Raw genomic sequence first — 19,198 nt, 5'->3', positions numbered from 1 at the left:
CCATTTTCCTAAATTTGCATATTAATTAGTGACTTATAATTCTCAATAAGATTATCTCGTACAAGAGCAGCCGTTTTCATTTGTGATTCAGCTTTCTTCTGCTGAATTAAAACATCATGCGTTTCTCCTACCCCTTTTGTCAGTAAATCATATACTGCTGTTTGTGCATTATTTTGCGTTTGATTCATATCTTCCAATAAATCAATAAACTTTTTGCCTTCAACTACAGATGTTTGTGAAGTTTTCGGTGCACCAATTGGCTGAATCGCTCCAAATGGCTGGGCATTTAACATTGGTTGGATTTTCATATTTCCCCTCTTCCCTCTTATCCTCGGCCGATTTCTAAATCTTTATCGAGCATTTTTTTGTTCGCATTTAATACACTTGTATTTGCTTCATACATTTTTTGAGCAACCATTACATTCGTCATCTCAGCTGTCACATCAATGTTCGGATAACGTACATAGCCTTCTTCATTTGCATGTGGATGTGTTGGATCATATACTAGATTTTCATTTCGATCTGTTTCAATACTTTTTATTTTCACTCCGTTAGCAGGAGCTCCCTCTAGCATATTTGCAAAATTATTATTTGATTCTAGCACCACACTTCGGCGGTGATACGGCTCTGCATCTGGCGCTCCCGTCGTATTCACATTTACGATATTGTTAGAAGTAACTTCCATCCATTTTCTCGCTGTAGTTAGCGCTGAGCCACTTGCATTAATTGCTTGGAACATCGTTGTCTCCCCTTCTACTCTTAACGTCCACGTGCTGCTTGGTTAATTGCGTATTGCGTATTAATCGCATTAATTGAGATACCATATAATTGGTTTGTTTTCATTAAATCTAGCATTTCTGTCGTTACATCCACACTATTTCCATCTTTATTCGTCTGCATTGATTTCGTTTGAATCTTTGCATATGTATTTTTCGTATTCGCTGTCGGCAAGTGCATTTCATTCGTTTGATATAAGTCTGAATTACTCTTTAAATCCGCAGCATTTTTTTTGAATAGTGGATTATTCATATTCATTTGTTCAGCAAATGTTACATCTTGTGCTTTAAACCCCGGTGTATTCGCATTTGCAATATTACTAGAAACAGTATTTCGCTTCGTTACTAAATAATTCATATAATGACTAACATCACTAACTAAGTCCGGCATATTCCACACCCTTCTTTACTCCATCATGCTCGCTTACGGCATGATCATCCACTGATGGAAGTTTCACTTTATTATTCATTTCCTTATATGTATTTATTAAAATATTATCTCTTATGTACCCTTTCATATTTTATTCCATTTTCCCATTGTTGTCTTTAGAAAAATACAAAAATATATAAAAGAATACAAAAAACTGTATTCACTTAGTAATCTATATAACATTTCAATATAAGAACAATAAAATAAAGTTCATTTTTTTATTATTTAGATTATTTCTGTTTTTTCATTACAGTCATAAAGTGAAACCTCAATCAGCGGAACGCCTTTATTCAAACAATGGAATGGATCCCCCTTGTAATAAAGAGAACCCGTTTCCATACTTTACAATTAATATTTACCGTAAAACGAATTAGCTTTCATTCGTCCATCATTTGTCATAATCATTTCTTCCAAGATTTTTTGCTTATCTCGAATATGTTGAGCTGCCTTTATTATTAATGGACTCACTTCCGCTGCAACATCTGCTCTCGTCTTTTCATCCAAGGTCATCATCCAGCGATTTAACATAGCACTTTTCTCAGCAAATTCTTCATCTGACACTTGCAATTCACCGATTTCATTAAAACAGCCGACAAACGCTCGATAAATATCATTGTTCATTTTCAAGTGCTCCGCGGTAACCGTCTATTAAATCTTGTAACACTTGCACAATCGCATCAATGTCTTTTGCTTCACGAGTTACTTTCATCGTCTGAATTTGAATGCTAATCCAATCATATAAACCGAATAGACTATCATATAAATCTTTAGTAATCTCAGGATTTAATTGAAGCTTTAACTCTTCAAAAATACGTTCTAATTTTTCAAGAAGTGCATCTCCTTCTTGTAGTTTAAAAGTATTTAAAAGCTCTTCTAAATTACGAAACTCAACGATACATCTTTCATAAATAAAAATTGTATTTTTAATTGGATTACTCGTCATAATATCATTTTGCATATAACGTTGCCATGCTTGCATACGATCACTTCCTCAACTTTCATTAATCATCACTTTTTTGTTTTGTCATTGCTTTAATTGTTTTTAGTTGGCTATCTAGCGCCGCTAATGTACTTTCTAGCTTTTGATACTTCTTCACAATCTCATCTTGTTTTTGCAGATTTTGTGTTTCAATATCTTTAATCTTTTTATCTAAATCACTTACACGTGAATCGATGTTTTTTACACGCTCTCCGACTACACCTTTATCACCAAATAGTTTATCAAGTGGTTCTTCCATCATCTTCCCTAAACCGTTAGAACCAAAGAAAAATTGCTTCGCTGCATCCGGCTTGTCTTTTAACGCTTTTGTTAATTGTTCATCATTAACTTCCATCGTCCCGTCTTGCTTTAATTGGATACCAAATGAGAATAAATAATTACCGTCTTGAGAAAATGTCACGACATTATTCATAGCTTGACGTACACTTTGCATAATAGCTTGACCTTGGAAAGCTCCACCTTTCCCAGCAAAGATATCTACTGTAGAAACAGCTTTATTATAATCCGCCACCATCTTTTTAATAACATTCGATGCATCTGTTACGTTTGAGTCACTTACTGTAAACTTCAGATCTATACCTTTTGCTTTTGGATCTGTTGTTGTACCTGCATCTGGTGTTCCTTCTGCTTTCGGCTCAGTTACTTTTAACAATTCAATTTTCACGCCCGGAAGAGCTTCAATTGTATTGGTAAAACTTTCAGTTTCAATACCATTAATACTATATTTGGCATTTTGCGCTTCATTAATTGTATTGACTGCTGTCCCATCCGCCTTAGCTAAACCAATATCTTGAAACAGTGTAGATGTGTTCCCCTTAAAATTAATTTCTCCATCTGTTCCTTCTTTTTTCGAGGACATAAAGATTTTATCTCCAAGTGTATAAGCCGATACACCATAATCTCCGTCATTAATTTTGTTAATTAAATCTTTATATGTCATATCAGTTGTTACTTTTAGTTCTTTACCGCCTAGTTGTAATGTTTCATCTTTAGGAAGCTTCGCATTTATATCAGCAATCTTATTAGAAGCTATTTGATGACGCTGTGCGAGCTGTGTAATCGTCATATTAAAAGTTCCTGCAATCGCACCGCCATCAGCTTTTACGTTAATATAACCATCTTGTGATGTCGTTACTTTTTTCTCATTCCCTTTAAAAGCCGCTAAGTTTTTAAAAGTTTGTGTGAAAGAACTAAATTCTGATTTTAAACTTGTATATAATAGTTTATCTTGTGAAAGTTGGTTCTTTTCATTAGTATATGGTGTTTTCCTCATGTCTAACGCTTGCATTTCTAATTCTACAAAGTTAGATGTATCGATCATATTATTTCCGAGGTTCCAGATCTGTTGTCTACCGCCAATACCTGTTAATGTCCCTGCCATGTCGTCTCACTCCTTATTGTTTACATGTAGTCTAAAATACTCGTTTTACTCATCGTACTAACCGCTTTAAGCGTCGCTTCATACGTTGCATTGATATATGCTAGGTCAGAAATTGCTACCGCCAAATCGACATCTTCAATTTCTTTACGGTTTTCTTGAAGCGCTAAATTTTGCTCGCTTAAAATCGTTTTAAACGTCTCCATTGTATTCATAGTTGAACCAACTTCAGTTGTACGGTTAATGATGCTATCTAAGTTTTTCTTATTTTCTCCTAATAATGGTTGCAAAGCTTTTTGATCACCGTTATTAAGCGCTTCACTCATCTGTTTTAACGTTTTTATAACCGGTGATAATAATTCTTCTCCGTTACGAAATGCTTTTAATTCATAGCCATCATTTAGTTGCCAGTTCACATCATTTTTTCCACCTTGATACGTACCATCTTCTGTGAATGGAACTTGCTCAGCACTATCACCACCGAAAATATAACGGCCTTGCTCTTTCGTATTCGCTAAATATACAACTTGTTTTAAAATTTGATCAATCTCTGCACCGATTGCCTTCAATTCTTTTTCGCTATTCGTTCCATTTAACGCTTGCACTGTTAATTGATCCGCTCTTGTTAAAGATTTAAAAACACCTTGTAAAGTATTTTCAGTTTGTGTTAATACATTTTTCGAGTCCGCTAAATCTTTTTGCATCTGTTCAATATTCGCTAATGAATGCTGAATCGCAAATGATTTACTTGCTGCAAGTGGATCTTCACTCATAAGAAGGTTTTTCTTCCCAGAAGTTACTTGATTTCGGTGGTATTGCTGTTGCACATTCAAATCCATCATCTGATTCTTTGCCCAGTTTGCATTTTGAAATGTAGATACTCTCATCCCTATCTTCTCCTTTATCTATATTTGACTGGGCTAGAGAAGCTACTGCAACTATGTACTGTTAGTTTCTTCCCTAGCCTTCAACCATTTCATATCTCTGATCTAACACGGCTTGGCCCACTAAAAGGCTCTATCCGCTTCCACACTATGCCGGATCCTCTCTACACATAAAAGAAAGAGGCGTTTCATTTCTATTTGACATGGTTGTTCTCTAACCTAACGTATCCCACAACCACTTCATATCTCTGGTCTCATATCGCTCTGTCCGCTTCCACACTATGCTAGACTCTCTCTTCCAGCATAAAAAAAGCTTTTTCTTTTTTATTACGTTTTATCTAATAATCGAAAACAAACTATCAAACACTTCATTCATCGTCGTAATAGCTTTAGAGTTTGCGACAAAATATTTCTGGAAGGCCATTAAATTAACCATTTCCTCTTCCATATTGACGCCTTCTATACTCATCTTTTCTTGCTGAATACCTTCTAATAAGTCTTTATGAATATTTTGATAAGCATTCACTGCACTTTTATCAGAAGCTACACCAACGATGAATTGGTCTAACGCTTGTTTATAAGAAAGACCTTCTTTATAATCTCCATCTGTAATTCCTGCCAGTTTATTTGCTGTTTCAGCAGAAATTTTCATTTTTGAAACATCTTTTGCGAATTCAGGATTTAACTGAATATCTTTCGCATGATCTCCAACGAAGAAATCTTTTCCCATCACTGTATTCACTTGATTTTTCACAGAACTCATTAAGTCTTCAATATTTTTCTTATAACTAGCAATCTTCCCTTTCGTATCTATTGCTGATTGAATGGCTCCATCTGTTAAAGGAATATCCGATCCATAAATCGCAACAGTCATCGGTTCGCTCCCCTTATTTAATTGAAGTGGATATGTGTCTTGTCCATTTACTGTTAAAACACCATTCATTCTAACACTCGCAATATTAGGATTCATAGATTCATAAGACACTTCTATATTGGCATACTTAGACATCTCTGTAATAATGCGATCACGTTCGTCTAATAGTTGATTAGGTACTTGTGTCCCCGCTTGTCCAATTTTTTTATTCGCCTCTGCTAAACTAGCACCAAGACGATTAAATTCATTGACATGCGCTTCAATATCTTCTTTCGTCTGTACTTCCGCTGTATCTAGGTTTTTCGCAAGACGATTTATTTGACTTGTGAACTTTCCAGTTTCAGCAACTAATGTATCGTAGTAGTTTGATTGTTCTGGATTTTTCGCAACTTCACGAAAAGCATTAAAAAAACCATCCATTAAACTAGATAATGAATTCTTTCCTGTAGTTCCTACCATAGACTCTACTCGTGATAAAGTAGAATTCATATATGCGTAGTAAGAGAACTGTGACAACTGATCATTAAATTGCTTCGTTTTCACTTCATCAGTAATTCGGTCAACACCTAATGTTTGTACACCCGAACCAATTCTCTGTCCTGGCGTATGACCGTTACTTGCTCCTACAGAACCTAAATTCACGGCTTGACGCACATACCCAGGTGTATGAATATTAGATAAGTTTTGTTTCGTCGTTTGTAATCCCATTTGGGCCGCTAGCATACCAGATAGCGGTGTATTATAATCGGATAACCTCATAATGCTTCACTTCTCCTTTACAATAGTTCATTCATAAAGATTTGCGAATTATTGTTTTTCTCCAAATTGTATTCAGAAACGGAATCCACAATGCTCTCTGTAGTTTTTAATAGTACGTTTAAGTAATATTGATTTTTCAAAAGAATCATTTTTACATTTTCTTCTAATCCATTTAAACTTTTTTGTAATTCTTCCATTTTTTCAATTTCTTCCGGTGAAAAATACGAAAATAGCGAACGCATACGCAATTGTTCGACTTTCTTTTCTTCACAAAACTGAACAACCATCTCCTCAAAAGAGCGAGATAATCCTTTTACACCTTCTATGTACTGCAATTGTTCCACTTGCAGCTTTTGAACTGCATTTACATTTTTATGTTTTAAATTCTCATATATTTGTTCTCCAAGCGTTTGAATATTTTCATATGCTTTTTGAATGATAACAAGCTTTTCATATAATTGTATGTACATATAGCTTCCTTCCCTTTTACAAGACTAAATTTACAATTAAACCATGAATTTCTCCAATTTGATTTAACATTTCTAAATGCCCTGTTTTCGTATTAATTAAATTCATAACATCTTCCATTTCATTTAATCCCACTTCAGCTTGTTTTACAATTGTCATTTTCTGCGAATATCCATAACGTGGATGACGAGACATAACATCTTTATATTGCAGTAAGTTATCAACGTAAAAATTCAAAAATGATTTCACAGTATTTTTGTATTCCATAACATTATCGAGCGTTAACTCTAATTCAATTTTCTCTTTAATTTCCCCAATATTATCAACTAGCGCTTCCATTTGTTCTAACAATTTATCTTTTTTCGGATCTGCATGCAAATTATCCGAAAATGCAAGTCCTGTCCTGACATTTGCTTCTTTCGGCATTTGAGTAGCAGGCGGTATATGCGATAAAATTGGATTATGCGCGATAGAACGTAGCATATATATCACCTATTTATTTTTTTATTTCTTTCAAAACTTAATCGTAAAATCCAGTTATTTATAATTATACTCTGAACACTCATATTTTGCAGTTATTTTTTATAGAAGATATGTTACAATTTAGCATGAGGTGGCACGAATCTATGAATATTTTTCTTTGTGGTTCAAATCAATTAACAGCATTAGATCAAGAAGAAATAAAAAAATTTTTAATTGACTATGCTCACAAACATAAAATTTACATATTATGTTATAAATCTATTGAAAATGAAGTTCTTCGTTTTTTCATTGAAAATGAAAGACTCGCTCAAAATTTATGCTTTTACACGCTACAACCGTTACATGTATTAACAGACGAATTTCAAGAAGTCGTTGATTATTTAAAAAAACACGGAGCTGAATATATTGCTTTTGATCATCCTTCCGACTCCATTTATCGATCAGATTATATGTTTTTTGTAAAACAAATTGTCGAAGATACTGATTTAGTTCTCTGTTTTTATAATAGGGATAAACATACGTCTGTCATTCCTGTTGACATTGCAAAAGAAGCAGGAATTGACGCCGTTATTTATGATTTACCTGGCTTACATGAAAAGCAGATGAAAAAAAGCTTTGAACAAAAAATTCGTATGATGTAAAGGGGGAGGCACAATATCGTTATTGTGCCTATTGTAAATATGAAAACTGAACAAGATTATAATCATTTTATTACGAGTTTTAAACAGCTATTTAATATGGATATCGCTTCCTATAAGCAAGATAGAATGCACAGAAGAATCGATGCGTTCATTTCAAGAAAAGGTTTTGACAATTATACAAGCTTTTTAAACAATTTACGCACTGATCAAACATTATTTTTAAGTTTTATTGACTACATTACGATTAACGTTTCAGAGTTTTTCAGAAATAAAGAACGCTGGCAAACATTAGAGACAAAAGCTCTACCAAAGCTACTTGAACAAAATAACGGTAAATTAAAAATTTGGAGTGCTGCTTGCGCTGCCGGTGAAGAACCATATACACTTTCTTTAATATTATCGAAGCATCTAGCTCCGTTTCGTTATGACATTCAAGCAACGGATCTTGATTTTCATGTTTTAGAAACTGCGAAACGTGGTCAATATACGGAACGCTCTTTGAAAGAATTACCTAATGATTTAAAACAACGTCATTTCACAAAAGAAGATGATACATATATATTGCATCAAAATATTAAACAACAAGTTACATTCAAACAACACGATTTATTAATGCAGACATTTGATACGAACTACGATTTAATCATTTGTCGAAATGTAATGATTTACTTTACAGAAGAAGCAAGAATAAAGCTCTATGAAAAGTTTAGTCGTTCTTTACGAAAAGGTGGCGTACTATTCGTTGGTAGCACAGAACAAATTTTAACACCCGAACGCTACAACCTTCAGCGTTTTGATACATTCTTCTACGAAAAAATATAAAAAAAGGTCGTCATAATTGAAATGACGACCTTTTTTTATTATATAATACGAATCAATATGATACCTATAACCCATATAAAGAGAAATAGAGCGGTAACAGACCATTTGTGCTCTTGAATCGTATGTTTCAACGCATGCGATAATTGCGTCATATTCATTTCTGCAAGTGCTTTCCACACACTTGCATCACGTTCTTTAGAAATACGATCCGTACCGCTAATTAAAATTGTTTCGTTAGACAATTTTGTCATGTAAGCTGTAATAACTGTTATCATTAAGTTCGTATTTCCTTCTGATGGATCTTGTTCCACTCTAGAAATGAGCGCACTTACATCAAGTAACGGAATATGTACTTTTCTTCCAAACGCAAGCTGCACTTCAGCGAAATCATACGTTCCATCTAATAACGGAACTCCCTTTATATGCGCTTGTTTAATAAGCCCCTGCAAACTTCTAACAATTTGTTCATATATTTTGTCCGATTGCTTCCCTTCCTCAGACAACATATGTAGCTTTGAAAACAACTGCAACACGGTATCCATTTCCTTAGAAAGCATTTCTTTTACAATCTTTCCATCACCTAAACTCGCAAGTAGAATCCCTATTTCATTATTTTTCGAAATGATTTGGGACTGCCCCGTAAACACAAGGTTACTCCGTTTTCGTTCTTTCTGAATTTCATGTTCTGAAATAGCAGCAGGCTGTTTTAATGGGTGTAGCGTCTTATTTTCAATTGTAGTACGTTTAATTTCCATTTAAGCGCCTCCACTACTATCAAATTATTAGCCCCACTCTTTATTACTCTTTAAAACTAAAAACAGTACAAATAATCCTGACATAATAGCAAACACATTAGAGGCTTGTACTCCCTGTTCACTTTCTTCTTCTTTTTTCTCTTGCTGTTCTTCTATTTTTTCTTTCTTTTTAGAAACGACTTGATCGTCATTTTTACCTCTTTTCTCTTTATGAGCCTTCACATTATTTACTTCCCTATTGTCTGCCCCTGGCTCTTTTATAACGTAATTGTTTTCCTCTTTCTCTTTCAACGGCTCTTTTATAAAATAGTTTACTTTCTCTTCTTGTTTTGGGATTTGAACAACTGGAAGCTTTTCTTCCGGAAGCGGAGTCGCTATTTTCGAATCTTCCTGCTTCTCAGCTTCTTTCTTATCTTCTAGTTTATTTTGATTCTCATGTTCTTCTATCTTTTCATTATCTTCCACTTTTTGTTCGATAATAGAAATGATATATTCACTCTCTGTCACAAGTTTGTTACCTGCCACATCTGTTACTTTCACAATAAGTTGGTGCGGGCCAATAGGCAGCGCTTCTGTTATTTCAATTATTTTCTGCCAATCCATGTCGTGTTTATTATAGTCTAATAAAAAAGTAATATCGTTACCTTCTTCTTTTCCCTTTAATATAACTCGCACTTCTTTAACAGCAGATTCTATATCTACCGTCTTTACTCGTATATGAACGGATTCTCCCTTTTTCCGTTCAATGAAGTTCTCTTTCGCATCATCAATAGTAACCTTCTCTAACTTCGGCAATTCTTTATCTATAGTCGGTGTTTCGTTATTTATTCGAATGAGCGGTACATTTAATTCATTCTCTATTACTTCTTCCTTCTCATCTTCTTTATAACTTTCAACGAGCTGAAGGTTCCAATCACCTTGCAAATCATATATTCCGACTTTGTAATTGGCGATCCATCGTTTCGTTCCTTCTTCATACTCGAAAGATATGACTCTTTCCTGCCTGTACTGCACACCATTTTTTTGTAATTGCAGTATACCTTTTACACTTTGAATATTTTTTTCATTTGGCGCTACAGCAATTCGCAATTCTTCGCCAACCTTTAATTCCTGCTTATTAACTGTAATAATTCCTCGGTCTGTTTCTATCTTTCTTTCTTCTCGTTGTTCTTTCTCTTCCTCATTCTCTACTGCTTTTTTTTCATCTTCAACTAGGGGCATTTCCGTTCGTTTCGGCTGTTCCCGATTCTCTATATTTTGCTCTTCTTGCTCATTCACTTCACTTACATTTTGCTCTTGTACAATTATTTCTTCTGCTTGCCCTTGCAACGGGAAGAAAGTACATATATATACAAATATCAAACTCACTAGAAAAAACTTTACATCTTTCATCTATTTGTTCAAACTCCTATTTCGACGCCCTAGAGCGATTTCGTCACTTTCACTCCGAAAAACCCATCTACATTTACAAGCTCTCCATACGCAACTAATACATCGTTCACATAAATTTGAATGGGTTCATCAATATCTTCATCAAGTACGACTGCTTCGTTTTCTTGTAAACTTAAAATATCTTGAATTGTCTTCACTGTACTTCCAAATACAAATTTAACATTCATTTCTACATTTTGTATAATAGATGCATCCATATACACTGGCTCAACTTGCTTGACTTCTTTATATTCAATCGGCTGTACGACTGGTGCAGGAATTTCTTCCTCTTCAATAACTTCCTCAACTATTTCTTCTTGCTCTTCCATCATCGGATAAAGAAGTCTTCTAACCATTTCTTTCGCTTCTGATATTGGTAGTATTTGATACATCTTTGACTGAAGGAGATCACCAATTTCAAGATTAAAAGTAATTTGAACGAGTTCGTCAACTGCCATCGACTCTCCCAAATACTCCATTTCTTCTTTTAACGAAATAAATTTAACATCTGGTGGTGTCATATCCATTTTTTCTTTAAATATTTCTGACATTGCTGTTGCAGCATGCCCCATCATTTGGTTCATAATTTCTTTAATGCCACTTAACTCTAATTCACTTAGCTCTTTCTCCGGATCAATTTCACCCGTTCCCATCATCATTAAATCTACCATTGTTAAAGCAACATCTTTCGTAAATACGAATACATTCTCATTCTTTAATCCTTCAACAAAATCGACATTTAATATAACAAATGGAACTGGCACTCCGTCATAATGGCGAACATTAATAGCCTCTACACTTGGTGTACTAATAGTGACAGGCTGATTTAAAAGCGTCGATAGTACTGTTGACGCCGAACCGATTGAAATATTCGCAATTTCACCAAGCACATCTTTCTCTTCTTGTGTTAATTGCTCTTTTTCTACATGTTCTTCTACAATTTCAGTTACTACCTCTTCAACTGGAGTCTCTGTTTTTTCTACTTCACCAGATAATTGCAGTAATTTATTTATCATCCGTTTCGCATGTTCAACTGAAACAATTTGCACAAGTTTAGAGTTTACAAGGTTATCTATTTTTAAATCAAACGATACTTTAACAATTGTGTTATTTCCAGTTATTTCAGTGATTTTCTCCATCTCTTCTGATAGCTTTACGACTTTAATTGTCGGCGGAGACATATCTACTGTATCTTGGAAGAATTCCGACATAGATGTAGCTGCGAATCCCATCATTTGATTCATCGCTTCTTGTACAGCACTTAGCTCTAATTCACCAAGTTCTTTTCCTTCTTCCACTTCACCTGTCCCCATCATCATTAAATCAGCAATTGATAATGCAACATCTTGCTTAAGGACAAGAAGATTTTCCATATCTAATCCTTTTGTAAAATGAATATTTAACACAACATGTGGAACTTCAACATCGCTTGTATTATATAAATCTACCAATTCTATACGAGGAGCAGTAATGTTTACTTGCCTATTTAAGATTGTTGATAATACAGTCGAAGCTGAACCAAATGATATATTTGCAATCTCACCAAGAATATCGCATTCTTGAGGCGTTAAATGCTCATTTTCTTTTTCGAGCACAATCGTGCTCGCATTCCCTTTTGTGTGTTGCTCAGGCATTTTCCTTGCCTCCCCATTTCTGTTTTTCTTTCAACGATATAAAGTGAAACTTTAATCAGTGGGGTTTTGTTCCTCCCCCACTGATTATCAGCCCTCACCAATTGGGCGTTTACGGGCAGCAGAGCTCCCACCTAACTTCTTTGTTCCAATCGAATTTTGAGGTGGGAGTTTTACTGCCCACAAATAGTGGGATAAACTGTCTATTACACTCGTTATATTTATCAAACGTATTATTCCCACAATATTTGCAAACGACAGTTGTCACACACTTAATGAATATTTCTAACCCAAAAGCTCCCCAATTGTATACAAGTGGGGAGCTTCCTTCATTCCTATTATAAACCTTCCGGGTTTAAAATGAGGACCACTCGTCCATCACCGAGAATTGTCGCACCAGAGAAACAGTTAGAGCTCTCTGCAAAGAAGTCGCCTAATGACTTTAAGACTATTTCTCTTTGACCGATAATTGTGTTGACAATAAGTCCATAGCTACGACGTGAATTACGAACAATTAATACAGGAACCATTTGACTATCATATGATGCAAACGCATCCTCTACTGTTTTTTCACCAAATACAGTGTTTAAATGTTTTACTTCAATAATTTGATTGCGATAATTTAAAACGTCTTTTCCTTGTAATGATTGAACGTCTTCCTTTTGAATTCGAATCGCTTCGACTATATTACCGAGAGGCAACGCATAACGCGTATCATTTGTTTGAACAAGCATTGATTGAATAATAGACAATGTTAACGGAAGTTCAATTCTGAATGTACTTCCCTTTCCTTCTTCAGAATCAATAATTAAATGCCCACCTAAACTATGAATCGTATGTTTAACAACATCTAATCCAACCCCACGTCCAGAAAGGTCAGATACAACTTCCGCTGTACTAAATCCCGGTTGGAAGATAAGATCAAACACTTCACGATCCGTTAATTTATTTGCCTCTGATTCCGTTACAACACCATTTTTTATCGCTTTTTCTAATACTTTTCCTTTATGAATACCATTTCCATCATCAGTAATTTGGATTACGACATGATTTCCACTATGAAACGCCTCTAATTTAATAGTACCTGTCTCATTTTTCCCGGCATCACGTCGGTTTTCGACAGTTTCAATACCATGATCAATTGCATTGCGAATTAAATGAACGAGTGGATCACCAATTTCATCAATAACTATTTTATCAACTTCAGTATCTTCACCTGTAATTTGTAAATCGATTTTTTTCCCTAAATCTTTCGCTAACATGCGCACCATACGCGGGAAACGATTGAAAACTGTTTCAATTGGTACCATACGCATATTTAATAGTACATTTTGAATATCTTTTGAAATATCCCCTAATCGATTTAAATGCTCGATTAACTCCTTATTTTGAATCGTTTCTGCTAATTCATCAATTCGTCCACGCTCAATTACACTTTCTTCAAACATATTCATTAATGTTTCGATTTTTTCTAACTGAACACGAATAGAACGATTCTCCACTTTAGCATTTTTCGTTTTTGTAGTACTTTTAGTTGACGTATTGCTCACCGGTTGAATTGCCAGTTCTAAAGGTGACTTCAGCTGTCTGGTTTCAACCTGTGGAATCGTTTCTTCCACCTGTACGACTTCTTGTACTTTATGACTACCTTGCTTCACTTCTACTTTCTCAATTTCAGAAACATGAAGCACTACTCGTTTCAATTCTTCAACACTATGATCAGTATTCATATGTACTGTAAACTCAAATCCAAAAGCATCCGCTTCAATTTCTTCAATGCTTGGAACCGTTTTTTGTATATTACCTAAATTTTGTAACGCTTCAATACACATAATGGCACGTACCGCTTTTAAAATAGCTTGTTGTTCAACAGTTATATACACTTCATGAGAAACTGTATCATCATTATTTATACTACTTTGCTCTACATTTTCCATAGAAGCTTCTACATTGCCATTCAATAATGCTTCTAATTTAAGTTTCGTTGATACAACATCTATATTACCCATTCCGCCTTGCTGCACATCTGCAACCATCTTTTCTAAATTATCAATACATTCAAAAATAACATCAATAATATTAGCATTCACCATCATATTTCCGTGACGGATTTCGTCTAAAACACTTTCCATCTTATGCGTTAAATCCGCCATTTCTGTAAATTCCATACTCGCAGACATACCTTTAAATGTATGAGCTGAGCGGAATATTTCTCCTACAACACCCATATCGGCAGGATTGCGTTCTAAATTTAGCACATTTTCATTTAGCGACTGTAAATGTTCTTCTGCTTCTTCAAAAAATATATTTAATAGATCTGTTTGCATTTTAATCCCCTACCTGTCTAACAAACATTTCATTTATGTATAACAATTTAGTGTTTTAAAACAAGAAAAAAGGGGGGCCACATATCTATCTACTATCATTGTTTTGATTCCTTGTGGCACCCCTTATATTAGCTGTTTGCTACTTTTGTTAAAGCTTCAATAACACGATCCGCTTGGAATGGCTTTACAATAAAGTCTTTTGCCCCGCCCTTAATCGCATCTAACACCATACCTTGTTGTCCCATTGCGGAACAAATGACAACCTTTGCACTCGAATCAATTTTCATAATTTCTTTTAATGCTTCAAGTCCGTCCATTTCAGGCATCGTAATATCTAGTGTTACAATATCAGGTTGAAGCTCTTTATACTTTTGAATCGCTTCTACGCCATTCTCTGCTTCACCGATAACTTCAAATTCAGAATTACTTTTTAACAAGTTTTTAATCATTGTTCGCATGAACATCGCATCATCTACAACTAAAATTTTATGTGCCATTCTTTTCGGTTCTCTCCTTACTATGTATAAAAATATCTTAATATTTCACCTTATCATTCTCACTCATTATACAAAATAAAACGATAAAATTTAATATTTTTTTAAAAGAATTTCTGTATTTTTATTATTTTATTACTAAAATAGAAATATATTATTCCTTAATATATATTACAACGCGACGGTTCTTCTCCCAATTTTGCGGTGAATCATTTGGTGCTACTGGTTTTGTGTCTGCATATCCTACCGCTGCTAACCTTTTATCATCCACATTATACACTTCAATTAAATGATGAATCATATTAGCTGCACGCGCTGAAGATAATTCCCAGTTGGAAGGGAATTTTTCATTATGAATCGGTCTGCTATCCGTATGTCCTTCTACAACAATTGGATTTGGTACCGATTGGAAGAACCCTACTAATTGACTAATTACTTCTTTCGCTTCCACCTTAACATTCGCATCACCCGTATCGAATATTAAATTGTCTACTATAACGATGCTAACACCTGTATCTTCTCGATATACATTCACTTGACTAACACCATTATTATCCACATATGCTTTTAACTTTTTATACAATTCATCCATGCGCTTTTTTGAAACTGCTTTTTCATCATTTTTTTCATGTGAAATATCTGGTATTGTATTTTCCATTGCTTTTGCATTTACTTGCTCCGCGTCACTAAACTTTTCAAGCATCTTTGATAATTTTACTGTATCTTGCTCTGAAGTCGCAACTAGTAATACAAAGAAAGTTAGCAATAACATTATTAAATCAGTAAAAGTCGTCATCCAACGAGGCGCTCCTTTTTCCGGTCGCTTACTCATCTTACCACTCCTCAAACTACTAGGCTGCTCGTTTTTCTTTTTTTATCTTCGTTTCATATACGTATGTATCAAGTTTTAACTTTAATTTGGAAGGAATTTGTCCTCGGTACAGCTCTGAAATTGCTTCTATTACAAACTTCTTCTCTGTATACAAATCTTCAATACCACGATACACTTTTTCAGATAGCGGTATTGCAATCATATTTGCAATAATAGATCCATATAATGTCGTCAACATTGCAACGGCCATCCCTGTACCAATTTGTGAAGTATCTTGTAAGTTTTGCAACATAATAATAAGACCAATTAACGTTCCTATCATGCCCCATGCTGGAGCGAAATCACCAATCTTATCTAATAATGTCGCTCCTTTTCTTAACTCATACACTTCAGTTTCAACATCTTTCATTAACACTTCTTTTAATTCCGCTTCATCATAGCCGCTTAACATTAAACGAATTCCCTTTTGAATAAAAGGATTGTCTACTTGCTCTCCATCAACTTCTAATGAAAGCAATCCATGTTTTTTCGATTTTTTCGAAAAATCAACGAACAAATCCGTTAACTGTTCTAAATCTTCTTCTCTTCTATGTAAAACAGTAAAAATACTTTTCATATATTTTTTTATTTCTCCAAATCTATATGCCACAACGATTGTCGCTGTTGTTCCCCCTACGACAATTAAAATAGATGAAACATCTAAGAAATTTTTAAACCCTTTTATTCCACCACCGCCAAACATGATTGCCGCTATTACAATGGCAAAACCTACTATAATGCCAATTGGGCTAGAAATTTCAAACTTCCTTTTTTTTCTTTGTGGTCTAGCTAATACTTGATTTTCGTCTCCCATATTCCTTCCCTTCCTTGTCATTTTTATAAAACATTTTTTTATTTTAATAATGCGTTTTCACATATAACATTCATTATACGCTTATCATCTATTTATCGCAATATACTCATAAAATTGACACATTTCATTTCCACATTAGAATTATAGTATGGAAATATGAGGAGGATCTCGATGGAACATAACATTTTGCAAGTCATTGCATTAGCAGAAAAACTAAAATATGAAATGCGACATAGTTGGCTTTCTAACGGACGTCAAGAAAGTGTTGCTGAACATACGTGGCGTATGTCCCTAATGGCTATCTTAGTTGAGCCTTATTTGGATCAAAAAGTAAATATAGAAAAATTACTTAAAATGGTTATTATTCACGACCTTGTTGAAGCAGAAGCTGGTGACATCCCCGCCTTCGATACGATGAATAGCCGTGAATTACAATTACAAAAACAAAAAAATGAGCAAAAGGCTATTTTAAATATTAAACGTACACTAGAAGGTTCTCTTGGCGTGGAATTATACGATTTATGGATGGAGTTCGAAGCGAAAGAAACGTATGAAGCAAAAGTTGCTAATGCACTTGATAAACTTGAAGTGAAAATTCAGCATAACGAAGCTGATATTGATACTTGGCTACCAATTGAGCATAAAATGACTTTCCAAGTTGGTAAACATACAGATTTTGACTCTTTCTTATCTAAATTACAAAAAATCATTGAACAAGACGGAGAAAAAAAATTACTCGCTGCCGGCATTGACGTTGAAGCATGCAAACAGTAATCATTTAATTATGAAATAAGACACTCAAAATGAGTGTCTTATTTCATAATTGTTGATATTGCCTGCTTATAAATAAGTTGTTGTTTTCCATCTACTAATATTAATACTGTAAATCTATCTACTCCAACTACTTCCCCTACTATTCTTACTCCGCTCTTTAAAAATATAGTAACTGTACCTTTTTCTTCTTTTATTTGTTTATACAACTCTTCTTGTAAATGTTCCAATAACTGTTCTCTCCTTTATCAGTAAATAATCCTAATATAAAAAATTAAAGATTAATCACTTACATACTTTGTCTTTTATATTCATAAACTTATTAATTAGTATATCTAAATCCCGACTAAATAACAAAACTTTATCATGATCTAATCCATGCCTAGCAACAAGTTGAATTAACTCTTTCTTTTTGTGTTCTATTTTATTGTGTAATTGTCCCATCTCCATCTCTATACTAAAACTCCCTTTTCCCATAATATTACTTGTAAAATTATAGTACATTTCCACTCATAAAAAAATAAAAAAATGGCTTTTTTTACAAATTTTATATTTATGAAAAGAAACTTTAATGTAATTGTAAGTTACATACCCCTTTCATTTGCAATACATTCACCTAGTATACACTTCCATATTGTTTTACCATTTTTAAAAAAGCGCTATGAAACAAAGTAAATATCACATTTAAATCCGATCACAGGCTCTTGTCTAATTAGAAGTAAGACTTGCTCCTTTTCTAAATAAAAACATATCTTATAAAGTAATCCATTAGTTATATAGATTAATTTCCTAAAAAGGAGGAAAAAACATGAGCTTTGGTGGTAGTTGCGCTGGTTTCGGCGGTGGATTTGCTTTACTCATCGTGCTATTCATCCTTCTAATCATTATCGGATGTAGCTGTTGGGGTGGCGGCGGAGGGTTTTAAATATAATACGTATCCTTTTCGCTAAACTCTAAATGAATGAAATAGGTTAACTAAAAACTATACGAAAACAGCTCATATTTGAGCTGTTTTTTCATACTTTCGTATGAATTTATGTCCATCTTTTTTGTGATTTCAACTAACAAGAAATCGTTTACTATGGAATAAGAAACATTTTTATTAAGGAGGATTATAATGATTAAAGGTCTTTATGAAGCACATTTACCTGTCTGTAATTTAGAAATTTCGATACCTTTTTATGAATCCTGGGGTTAAAATTATATAAAAGAGACAACGATATCGCCTTCTTTTGGATTGTAGAAAATGAAAGTTTGATTGGTCTTTGGGAAGGAAAAGAATACAAAGTCAATTATCATCCATCCTTACGACATATCGCTTTCCAAGTAAGCTTACACGATTTAGAAAACGCAATACACTGGCTCAAACAGAAAGGAATTCCAGCGCGAAAAAACTTTGGAATGGAGCCAATTGAGCCAATCGTTTTTCCAGAATTAGCACACGCCTCCGTATATTTTAACGATCCTGATGGAAATAGTTTAGAATTCATTGCACAATTACCTGTTGGACTACCTAAAGCAGAGAAAATGTATTTAAGTGAATGGAAAAAGCATGTACAAACATCGCCAATAGATAGGGATTAATTTTT

23 protein-coding genes and 1 pseudogene are annotated in these 19,198 nt (G+C 34.1%); 5 read left to right on the top strand and 19 right to left on the bottom strand.

Annotation, left to right across the window (positions count from 1 at the left end; all coding sequences use genetic code 11):
* Nucleotides 1-8: 8 nt before the first annotated feature.
* The 10 genes from fliE to ABH955_RS15415 all read right to left on the bottom strand — a co-directional run bounded on the left by fliE (nt 9) and on the right by ABH955_RS15415 (nt 7,052).
* On the bottom strand, nt 9-308 hold the full coding sequence (gene fliE, locus ABH955_RS15460) for a flagellar hook-basal body complex protein FliE (protein ID WP_002149151.1): 300 nt from the start codon (nt 306-308) through the stop codon (nt 9-11).
* A 17-nt stretch (nt 309-325) separates the two neighbouring features.
* Nucleotides 326-739, bottom strand: coding sequence for a flagellar basal body rod protein FlgC (gene flgC / locus ABH955_RS15455; RefSeq protein WP_044441445.1), 414 nt, complete (start codon nt 737-739; stop codon nt 326-328).
* A gap of 20 nt (nt 740-759) precedes the next feature.
* Nucleotides 760-1,167 (bottom strand): flagellar basal body rod protein FlgB, encoded by a 408-nt coding sequence (flgB, locus tag ABH955_RS15450; RefSeq protein WP_002117928.1) that lies wholly within the window; start codon nt 1,165-1,167, stop codon nt 760-762.
* A gap of 387 nt (nt 1,168-1,554) precedes the next feature.
* Nucleotides 1,555-1,827, bottom strand: a complete 273-nt coding sequence (locus ABH955_RS15445; RefSeq protein ID WP_002201054.1) for a hypothetical protein — start codon at nt 1,825-1,827, stop codon at nt 1,555-1,557.
* A complete protein-coding gene (locus tag ABH955_RS15440) occupies nt 1,817-2,185 on the bottom strand; it encodes a flagellar export chaperone FliS (protein ID WP_002117918.1) in 369 nt (122 codons plus the stop codon). The genes ABH955_RS15445 and ABH955_RS15440 overlap by 11 nt, the downstream gene beginning before the upstream one ends.
* A 22-nt stretch (nt 2,186-2,207) precedes the next feature.
* Nucleotides 2,208-3,587 carry a flagellar hook-associated protein 2 gene (locus tag ABH955_RS15435; RefSeq protein WP_002141111.1) on the bottom strand — a complete coding sequence of 460 codons (1,380 nt, stop codon included), beginning with the start codon at nt 3,585-3,587 and terminating at the stop codon, nt 2,208-2,210.
* A gap of 20 nt (nt 3,588-3,607) precedes the next feature.
* Nucleotides 3,608-4,471, bottom strand: a complete 864-nt coding sequence (locus ABH955_RS15430) for a flagellar hook-associated protein 3 (protein WP_002149158.1) — start codon at nt 4,469-4,471, stop codon at nt 3,608-3,610.
* A 331-nt stretch (nt 4,472-4,802) separates the two neighbouring features.
* A complete protein-coding gene (gene flgK, locus ABH955_RS15425; protein WP_404456040.1) occupies nt 4,803-6,101 on the bottom strand; it encodes a flagellar hook-associated protein FlgK in 1,299 nt (432 codons plus the stop codon).
* Nucleotides 6,102-6,118: 17 nt separating this feature from the next.
* Complete coding sequence (locus ABH955_RS15420) at nt 6,119-6,571, bottom strand: hypothetical protein (RefSeq protein ID WP_404456037.1); 453 nt, start codon at nt 6,569-6,571, stop codon at nt 6,119-6,121.
* 16 nt (nt 6,572-6,587) lie between these two features.
* Nucleotides 6,588-7,052, bottom strand: coding sequence for a YaaR family protein (locus ABH955_RS15415; RefSeq protein WP_404456034.1), 465 nt, complete (start codon nt 7,050-7,052; stop codon nt 6,588-6,590).
* A 143-nt stretch (nt 7,053-7,195) separates the two neighbouring features.
* Here ABH955_RS15415 and ABH955_RS15410 point away from each other — a divergent pair, with 143 nt between their 5' ends.
* Nucleotides 7,196-7,693, top strand: coding sequence for a flagellar motor switch protein FliG (locus ABH955_RS15410; protein WP_098636181.1), 498 nt, complete (start codon nt 7,196-7,198; stop codon nt 7,691-7,693).
* A 39-nt stretch (nt 7,694-7,732) separates the two neighbouring features.
* The gene (locus tag ABH955_RS15405; protein ID WP_256491126.1) at nt 7,733-8,515 is read left to right on the top strand and encodes a CheR family methyltransferase; all 783 of its coding nucleotides are present in this window, start codon (nt 7,733-7,735) and stop codon (nt 8,513-8,515) included.
* A gap of 38 nt (nt 8,516-8,553) precedes the next feature.
* Here the strand turns inward: ABH955_RS15405 and ABH955_RS15400 are convergent, their stop codons facing one another.
* The 7 genes from ABH955_RS15400 to ABH955_RS15370 all read right to left on the bottom strand — a co-directional run bounded on the left by ABH955_RS15400 (nt 8,554) and on the right by ABH955_RS15370 (nt 16,838).
* Entirely contained in the window at nt 8,554-9,270 is a 717-nt protein-coding gene (locus tag ABH955_RS15400) for a hypothetical protein (protein ID WP_113708659.1), read from the bottom strand.
* A gap of 27 nt (nt 9,271-9,297) precedes the next feature.
* Nucleotides 9,298-10,662 carry a transglycosylase gene (locus ABH955_RS15395; protein ID WP_404491305.1) on the bottom strand — a complete coding sequence of 455 codons (1,365 nt, stop codon included), beginning with the start codon at nt 10,660-10,662 and terminating at the stop codon, nt 9,298-9,300.
* A 29-nt stretch (nt 10,663-10,691) separates the two neighbouring features.
* Nucleotides 10,692-12,335 carry a flagellar motor switch protein gene (locus ABH955_RS15390; RefSeq protein ID WP_404456024.1) on the bottom strand — a complete coding sequence of 548 codons (1,644 nt, stop codon included), beginning with the start codon at nt 12,333-12,335 and terminating at the stop codon, nt 10,692-10,694.
* A gap of 335 nt (nt 12,336-12,670) precedes the next feature.
* Complete coding sequence (locus tag ABH955_RS15385; RefSeq protein ID WP_404456021.1) at nt 12,671-14,659, bottom strand: chemotaxis protein CheW; 1,989 nt, start codon at nt 14,657-14,659, stop codon at nt 12,671-12,673.
* 128 nt (nt 14,660-14,787) lie between these two features.
* Nucleotides 14,788-15,156, bottom strand: coding sequence for a response regulator (locus ABH955_RS15380; protein ID WP_000940577.1), 369 nt, complete (start codon nt 15,154-15,156; stop codon nt 14,788-14,790).
* Between the two features lie 151 nt (nt 15,157-15,307).
* Nucleotides 15,308-15,985 carry an OmpA family protein gene (locus ABH955_RS15375; protein WP_404456018.1) on the bottom strand — a complete coding sequence of 226 codons (678 nt, stop codon included), beginning with the start codon at nt 15,983-15,985 and terminating at the stop codon, nt 15,308-15,310.
* A gap of 19 nt (nt 15,986-16,004) precedes the next feature.
* On the bottom strand, nt 16,005-16,838 hold the full coding sequence (locus ABH955_RS15370; protein ID WP_131245961.1) for a MotA/TolQ/ExbB proton channel family protein: 834 nt from the start codon (nt 16,836-16,838) through the stop codon (nt 16,005-16,007).
* A gap of 171 nt (nt 16,839-17,009) precedes the next feature.
* On the opposite strand from ABH955_RS15370, the gene ABH955_RS15365 reads away from it, so the two are divergent.
* On the top strand, nt 17,010-17,612 hold the full coding sequence (locus tag ABH955_RS15365; protein WP_061688870.1) for an HD domain-containing protein: 603 nt from the start codon (nt 17,010-17,012) through the stop codon (nt 17,610-17,612).
* 38 nt (nt 17,613-17,650) lie between these two features.
* Here the strand turns inward: ABH955_RS15365 and hfq are convergent, their stop codons facing one another.
* Both hfq and ABH955_RS15355 read right to left on the bottom strand, forming a co-directional pair.
* On the bottom strand, nt 17,651-17,839 hold the full coding sequence (gene hfq, locus ABH955_RS15360; RefSeq protein ID WP_404456013.1) for an RNA chaperone Hfq: 189 nt from the start codon (nt 17,837-17,839) through the stop codon (nt 17,651-17,653).
* A 55-nt stretch (nt 17,840-17,894) separates the two neighbouring features.
* Nucleotides 17,895-18,113, bottom strand: a complete 219-nt coding sequence (locus ABH955_RS15355; RefSeq protein WP_002189061.1) for an aspartyl-phosphate phosphatase Spo0E family protein — start codon at nt 18,111-18,113, stop codon at nt 17,895-17,897.
* A gap of 304 nt (nt 18,114-18,417) precedes the next feature.
* Here ABH955_RS15355 and ABH955_RS15350 point away from each other — a divergent pair, with 304 nt between their 5' ends.
* Both ABH955_RS15350 and ABH955_RS15345 read left to right on the top strand, forming a co-directional pair.
* The gene (locus ABH955_RS15350; RefSeq protein WP_000007805.1) at nt 18,418-18,534 is read left to right on the top strand and encodes a YjcZ family sporulation protein; all 117 of its coding nucleotides are present in this window, start codon (nt 18,418-18,420) and stop codon (nt 18,532-18,534) included.
* 192 nt (nt 18,535-18,726) lie between these two features.
* Nucleotides 18,727-19,193 (top strand): annotated as a pseudogene (locus ABH955_RS15345) (VOC family protein).
* Nucleotides 19,194-19,198 lie beyond the last annotated feature (5 nt).

It is taken from the genome of Bacillus sp. RC240, from assembly GCF_044907945.1.
Lineage (GTDB): Bacteria > Bacillota > Bacilli > Bacillales > Bacillaceae_G > Bacillus_A > Bacillus_A mycoides.
Note: the sequence above shows the minus strand (reverse complement) of the source record. Positions and strands in the feature narration are given on the sequence as shown.

Excerpts from the sequence above, each read along its gene's own strand:
- fliE (WP_002149151.1), bottom strand. The coding sequence starts at position 308 with ATGAAAATCCAACCAATGTTAAATGCCCAGCCATTTGGAGCGATTCAG.
- flgC (WP_044441445.1), bottom strand. The coding sequence starts at position 739 with ATGTTCCAAGCAATTAATGCAAGTGGCTCAGCGCTAACTACAGCGAGA.
- flgB (WP_002117928.1), bottom strand. The coding sequence starts at position 1,167 with ATGCCGGACTTAGTTAGTGATGTTAGTCATTATATGAATTATTTAGTA.
- ABH955_RS15445 (WP_002201054.1), bottom strand. The coding sequence starts at position 1,827 with ATGAACAATGATATTTATCGAGCGTTTGTCGGCTGTTTTAATGAAATC.
- ABH955_RS15440 (WP_002117918.1), bottom strand. The coding sequence starts at position 2,185 with ATGCAAGCATGGCAACGTTATATGCAAAATGATATTATGACGAGTAAT.
- ABH955_RS15435 (WP_002141111.1), bottom strand. The coding sequence starts at position 3,587 with ATGGCAGGGACATTAACAGGTATTGGCGGTAGACAACAGATCTGGAAC.
- ABH955_RS15430 (WP_002149158.1), bottom strand. The coding sequence starts at position 4,471 with ATGAGAGTATCTACATTTCAAAATGCAAACTGGGCAAAGAATCAGATG.
- flgK (WP_404456040.1), bottom strand. The coding sequence starts at position 6,101 with ATGAGGTTATCCGATTATAATACACCGCTATCTGGTATGCTAGCGGCC.
- ABH955_RS15420 (WP_404456037.1), bottom strand. The coding sequence starts at position 6,571 with ATGTACATACAATTATATGAAAAGCTTGTTATCATTCAAAAAGCATAT.
- ABH955_RS15415 (WP_404456034.1), bottom strand. The coding sequence starts at position 7,052 with ATGCTACGTTCTATCGCGCATAATCCAATTTTATCGCATATACCGCCT.
- ABH955_RS15410 (WP_098636181.1), top strand. The coding sequence starts at position 7,196 with ATGAATATTTTTCTTTGTGGTTCAAATCAATTAACAGCATTAGATCAA.
- ABH955_RS15405 (WP_256491126.1), top strand. The coding sequence starts at position 7,733 with ATGAAAACTGAACAAGATTATAATCATTTTATTACGAGTTTTAAACAG.
- ABH955_RS15400 (WP_113708659.1), bottom strand. The coding sequence starts at position 9,270 with ATGGAAATTAAACGTACTACAATTGAAAATAAGACGCTACACCCATTA.
- ABH955_RS15395 (WP_404491305.1), bottom strand. The coding sequence starts at position 10,662 with ATGAAAGATGTAAAGTTTTTTCTAGTGAGTTTGATATTTGTATATATA.
- ABH955_RS15390 (WP_404456024.1), bottom strand. The coding sequence starts at position 12,335 with ATGCCTGAGCAACACACAAAAGGGAATGCGAGCACGATTGTGCTCGAA.
- ABH955_RS15385 (WP_404456021.1), bottom strand. The coding sequence starts at position 14,659 with ATGCAAACAGATCTATTAAATATATTTTTTGAAGAAGCAGAAGAACAT.
- ABH955_RS15380 (WP_000940577.1), bottom strand. The coding sequence starts at position 15,156 with ATGGCACATAAAATTTTAGTTGTAGATGATGCGATGTTCATGCGAACA.
- ABH955_RS15375 (WP_404456018.1), bottom strand. The coding sequence starts at position 15,985 with ATGAGTAAGCGACCGGAAAAAGGAGCGCCTCGTTGGATGACGACTTTT.
- ABH955_RS15370 (WP_131245961.1), bottom strand. The coding sequence starts at position 16,838 with ATGGGAGACGAAAATCAAGTATTAGCTAGACCACAAAGAAAAAAAAGG.
- ABH955_RS15365 (WP_061688870.1), top strand. The coding sequence starts at position 17,010 with ATGGAACATAACATTTTGCAAGTCATTGCATTAGCAGAAAAACTAAAA.
- ABH955_RS15355 (WP_002189061.1), bottom strand. The coding sequence starts at position 18,113 with ATGTACTATAATTTTACAAGTAATATTATGGGAAAAGGGAGTTTTAGT.
- ABH955_RS15350 (WP_000007805.1), top strand. The coding sequence starts at position 18,418 with ATGAGCTTTGGTGGTAGTTGCGCTGGTTTCGGCGGTGGATTTGCTTTA.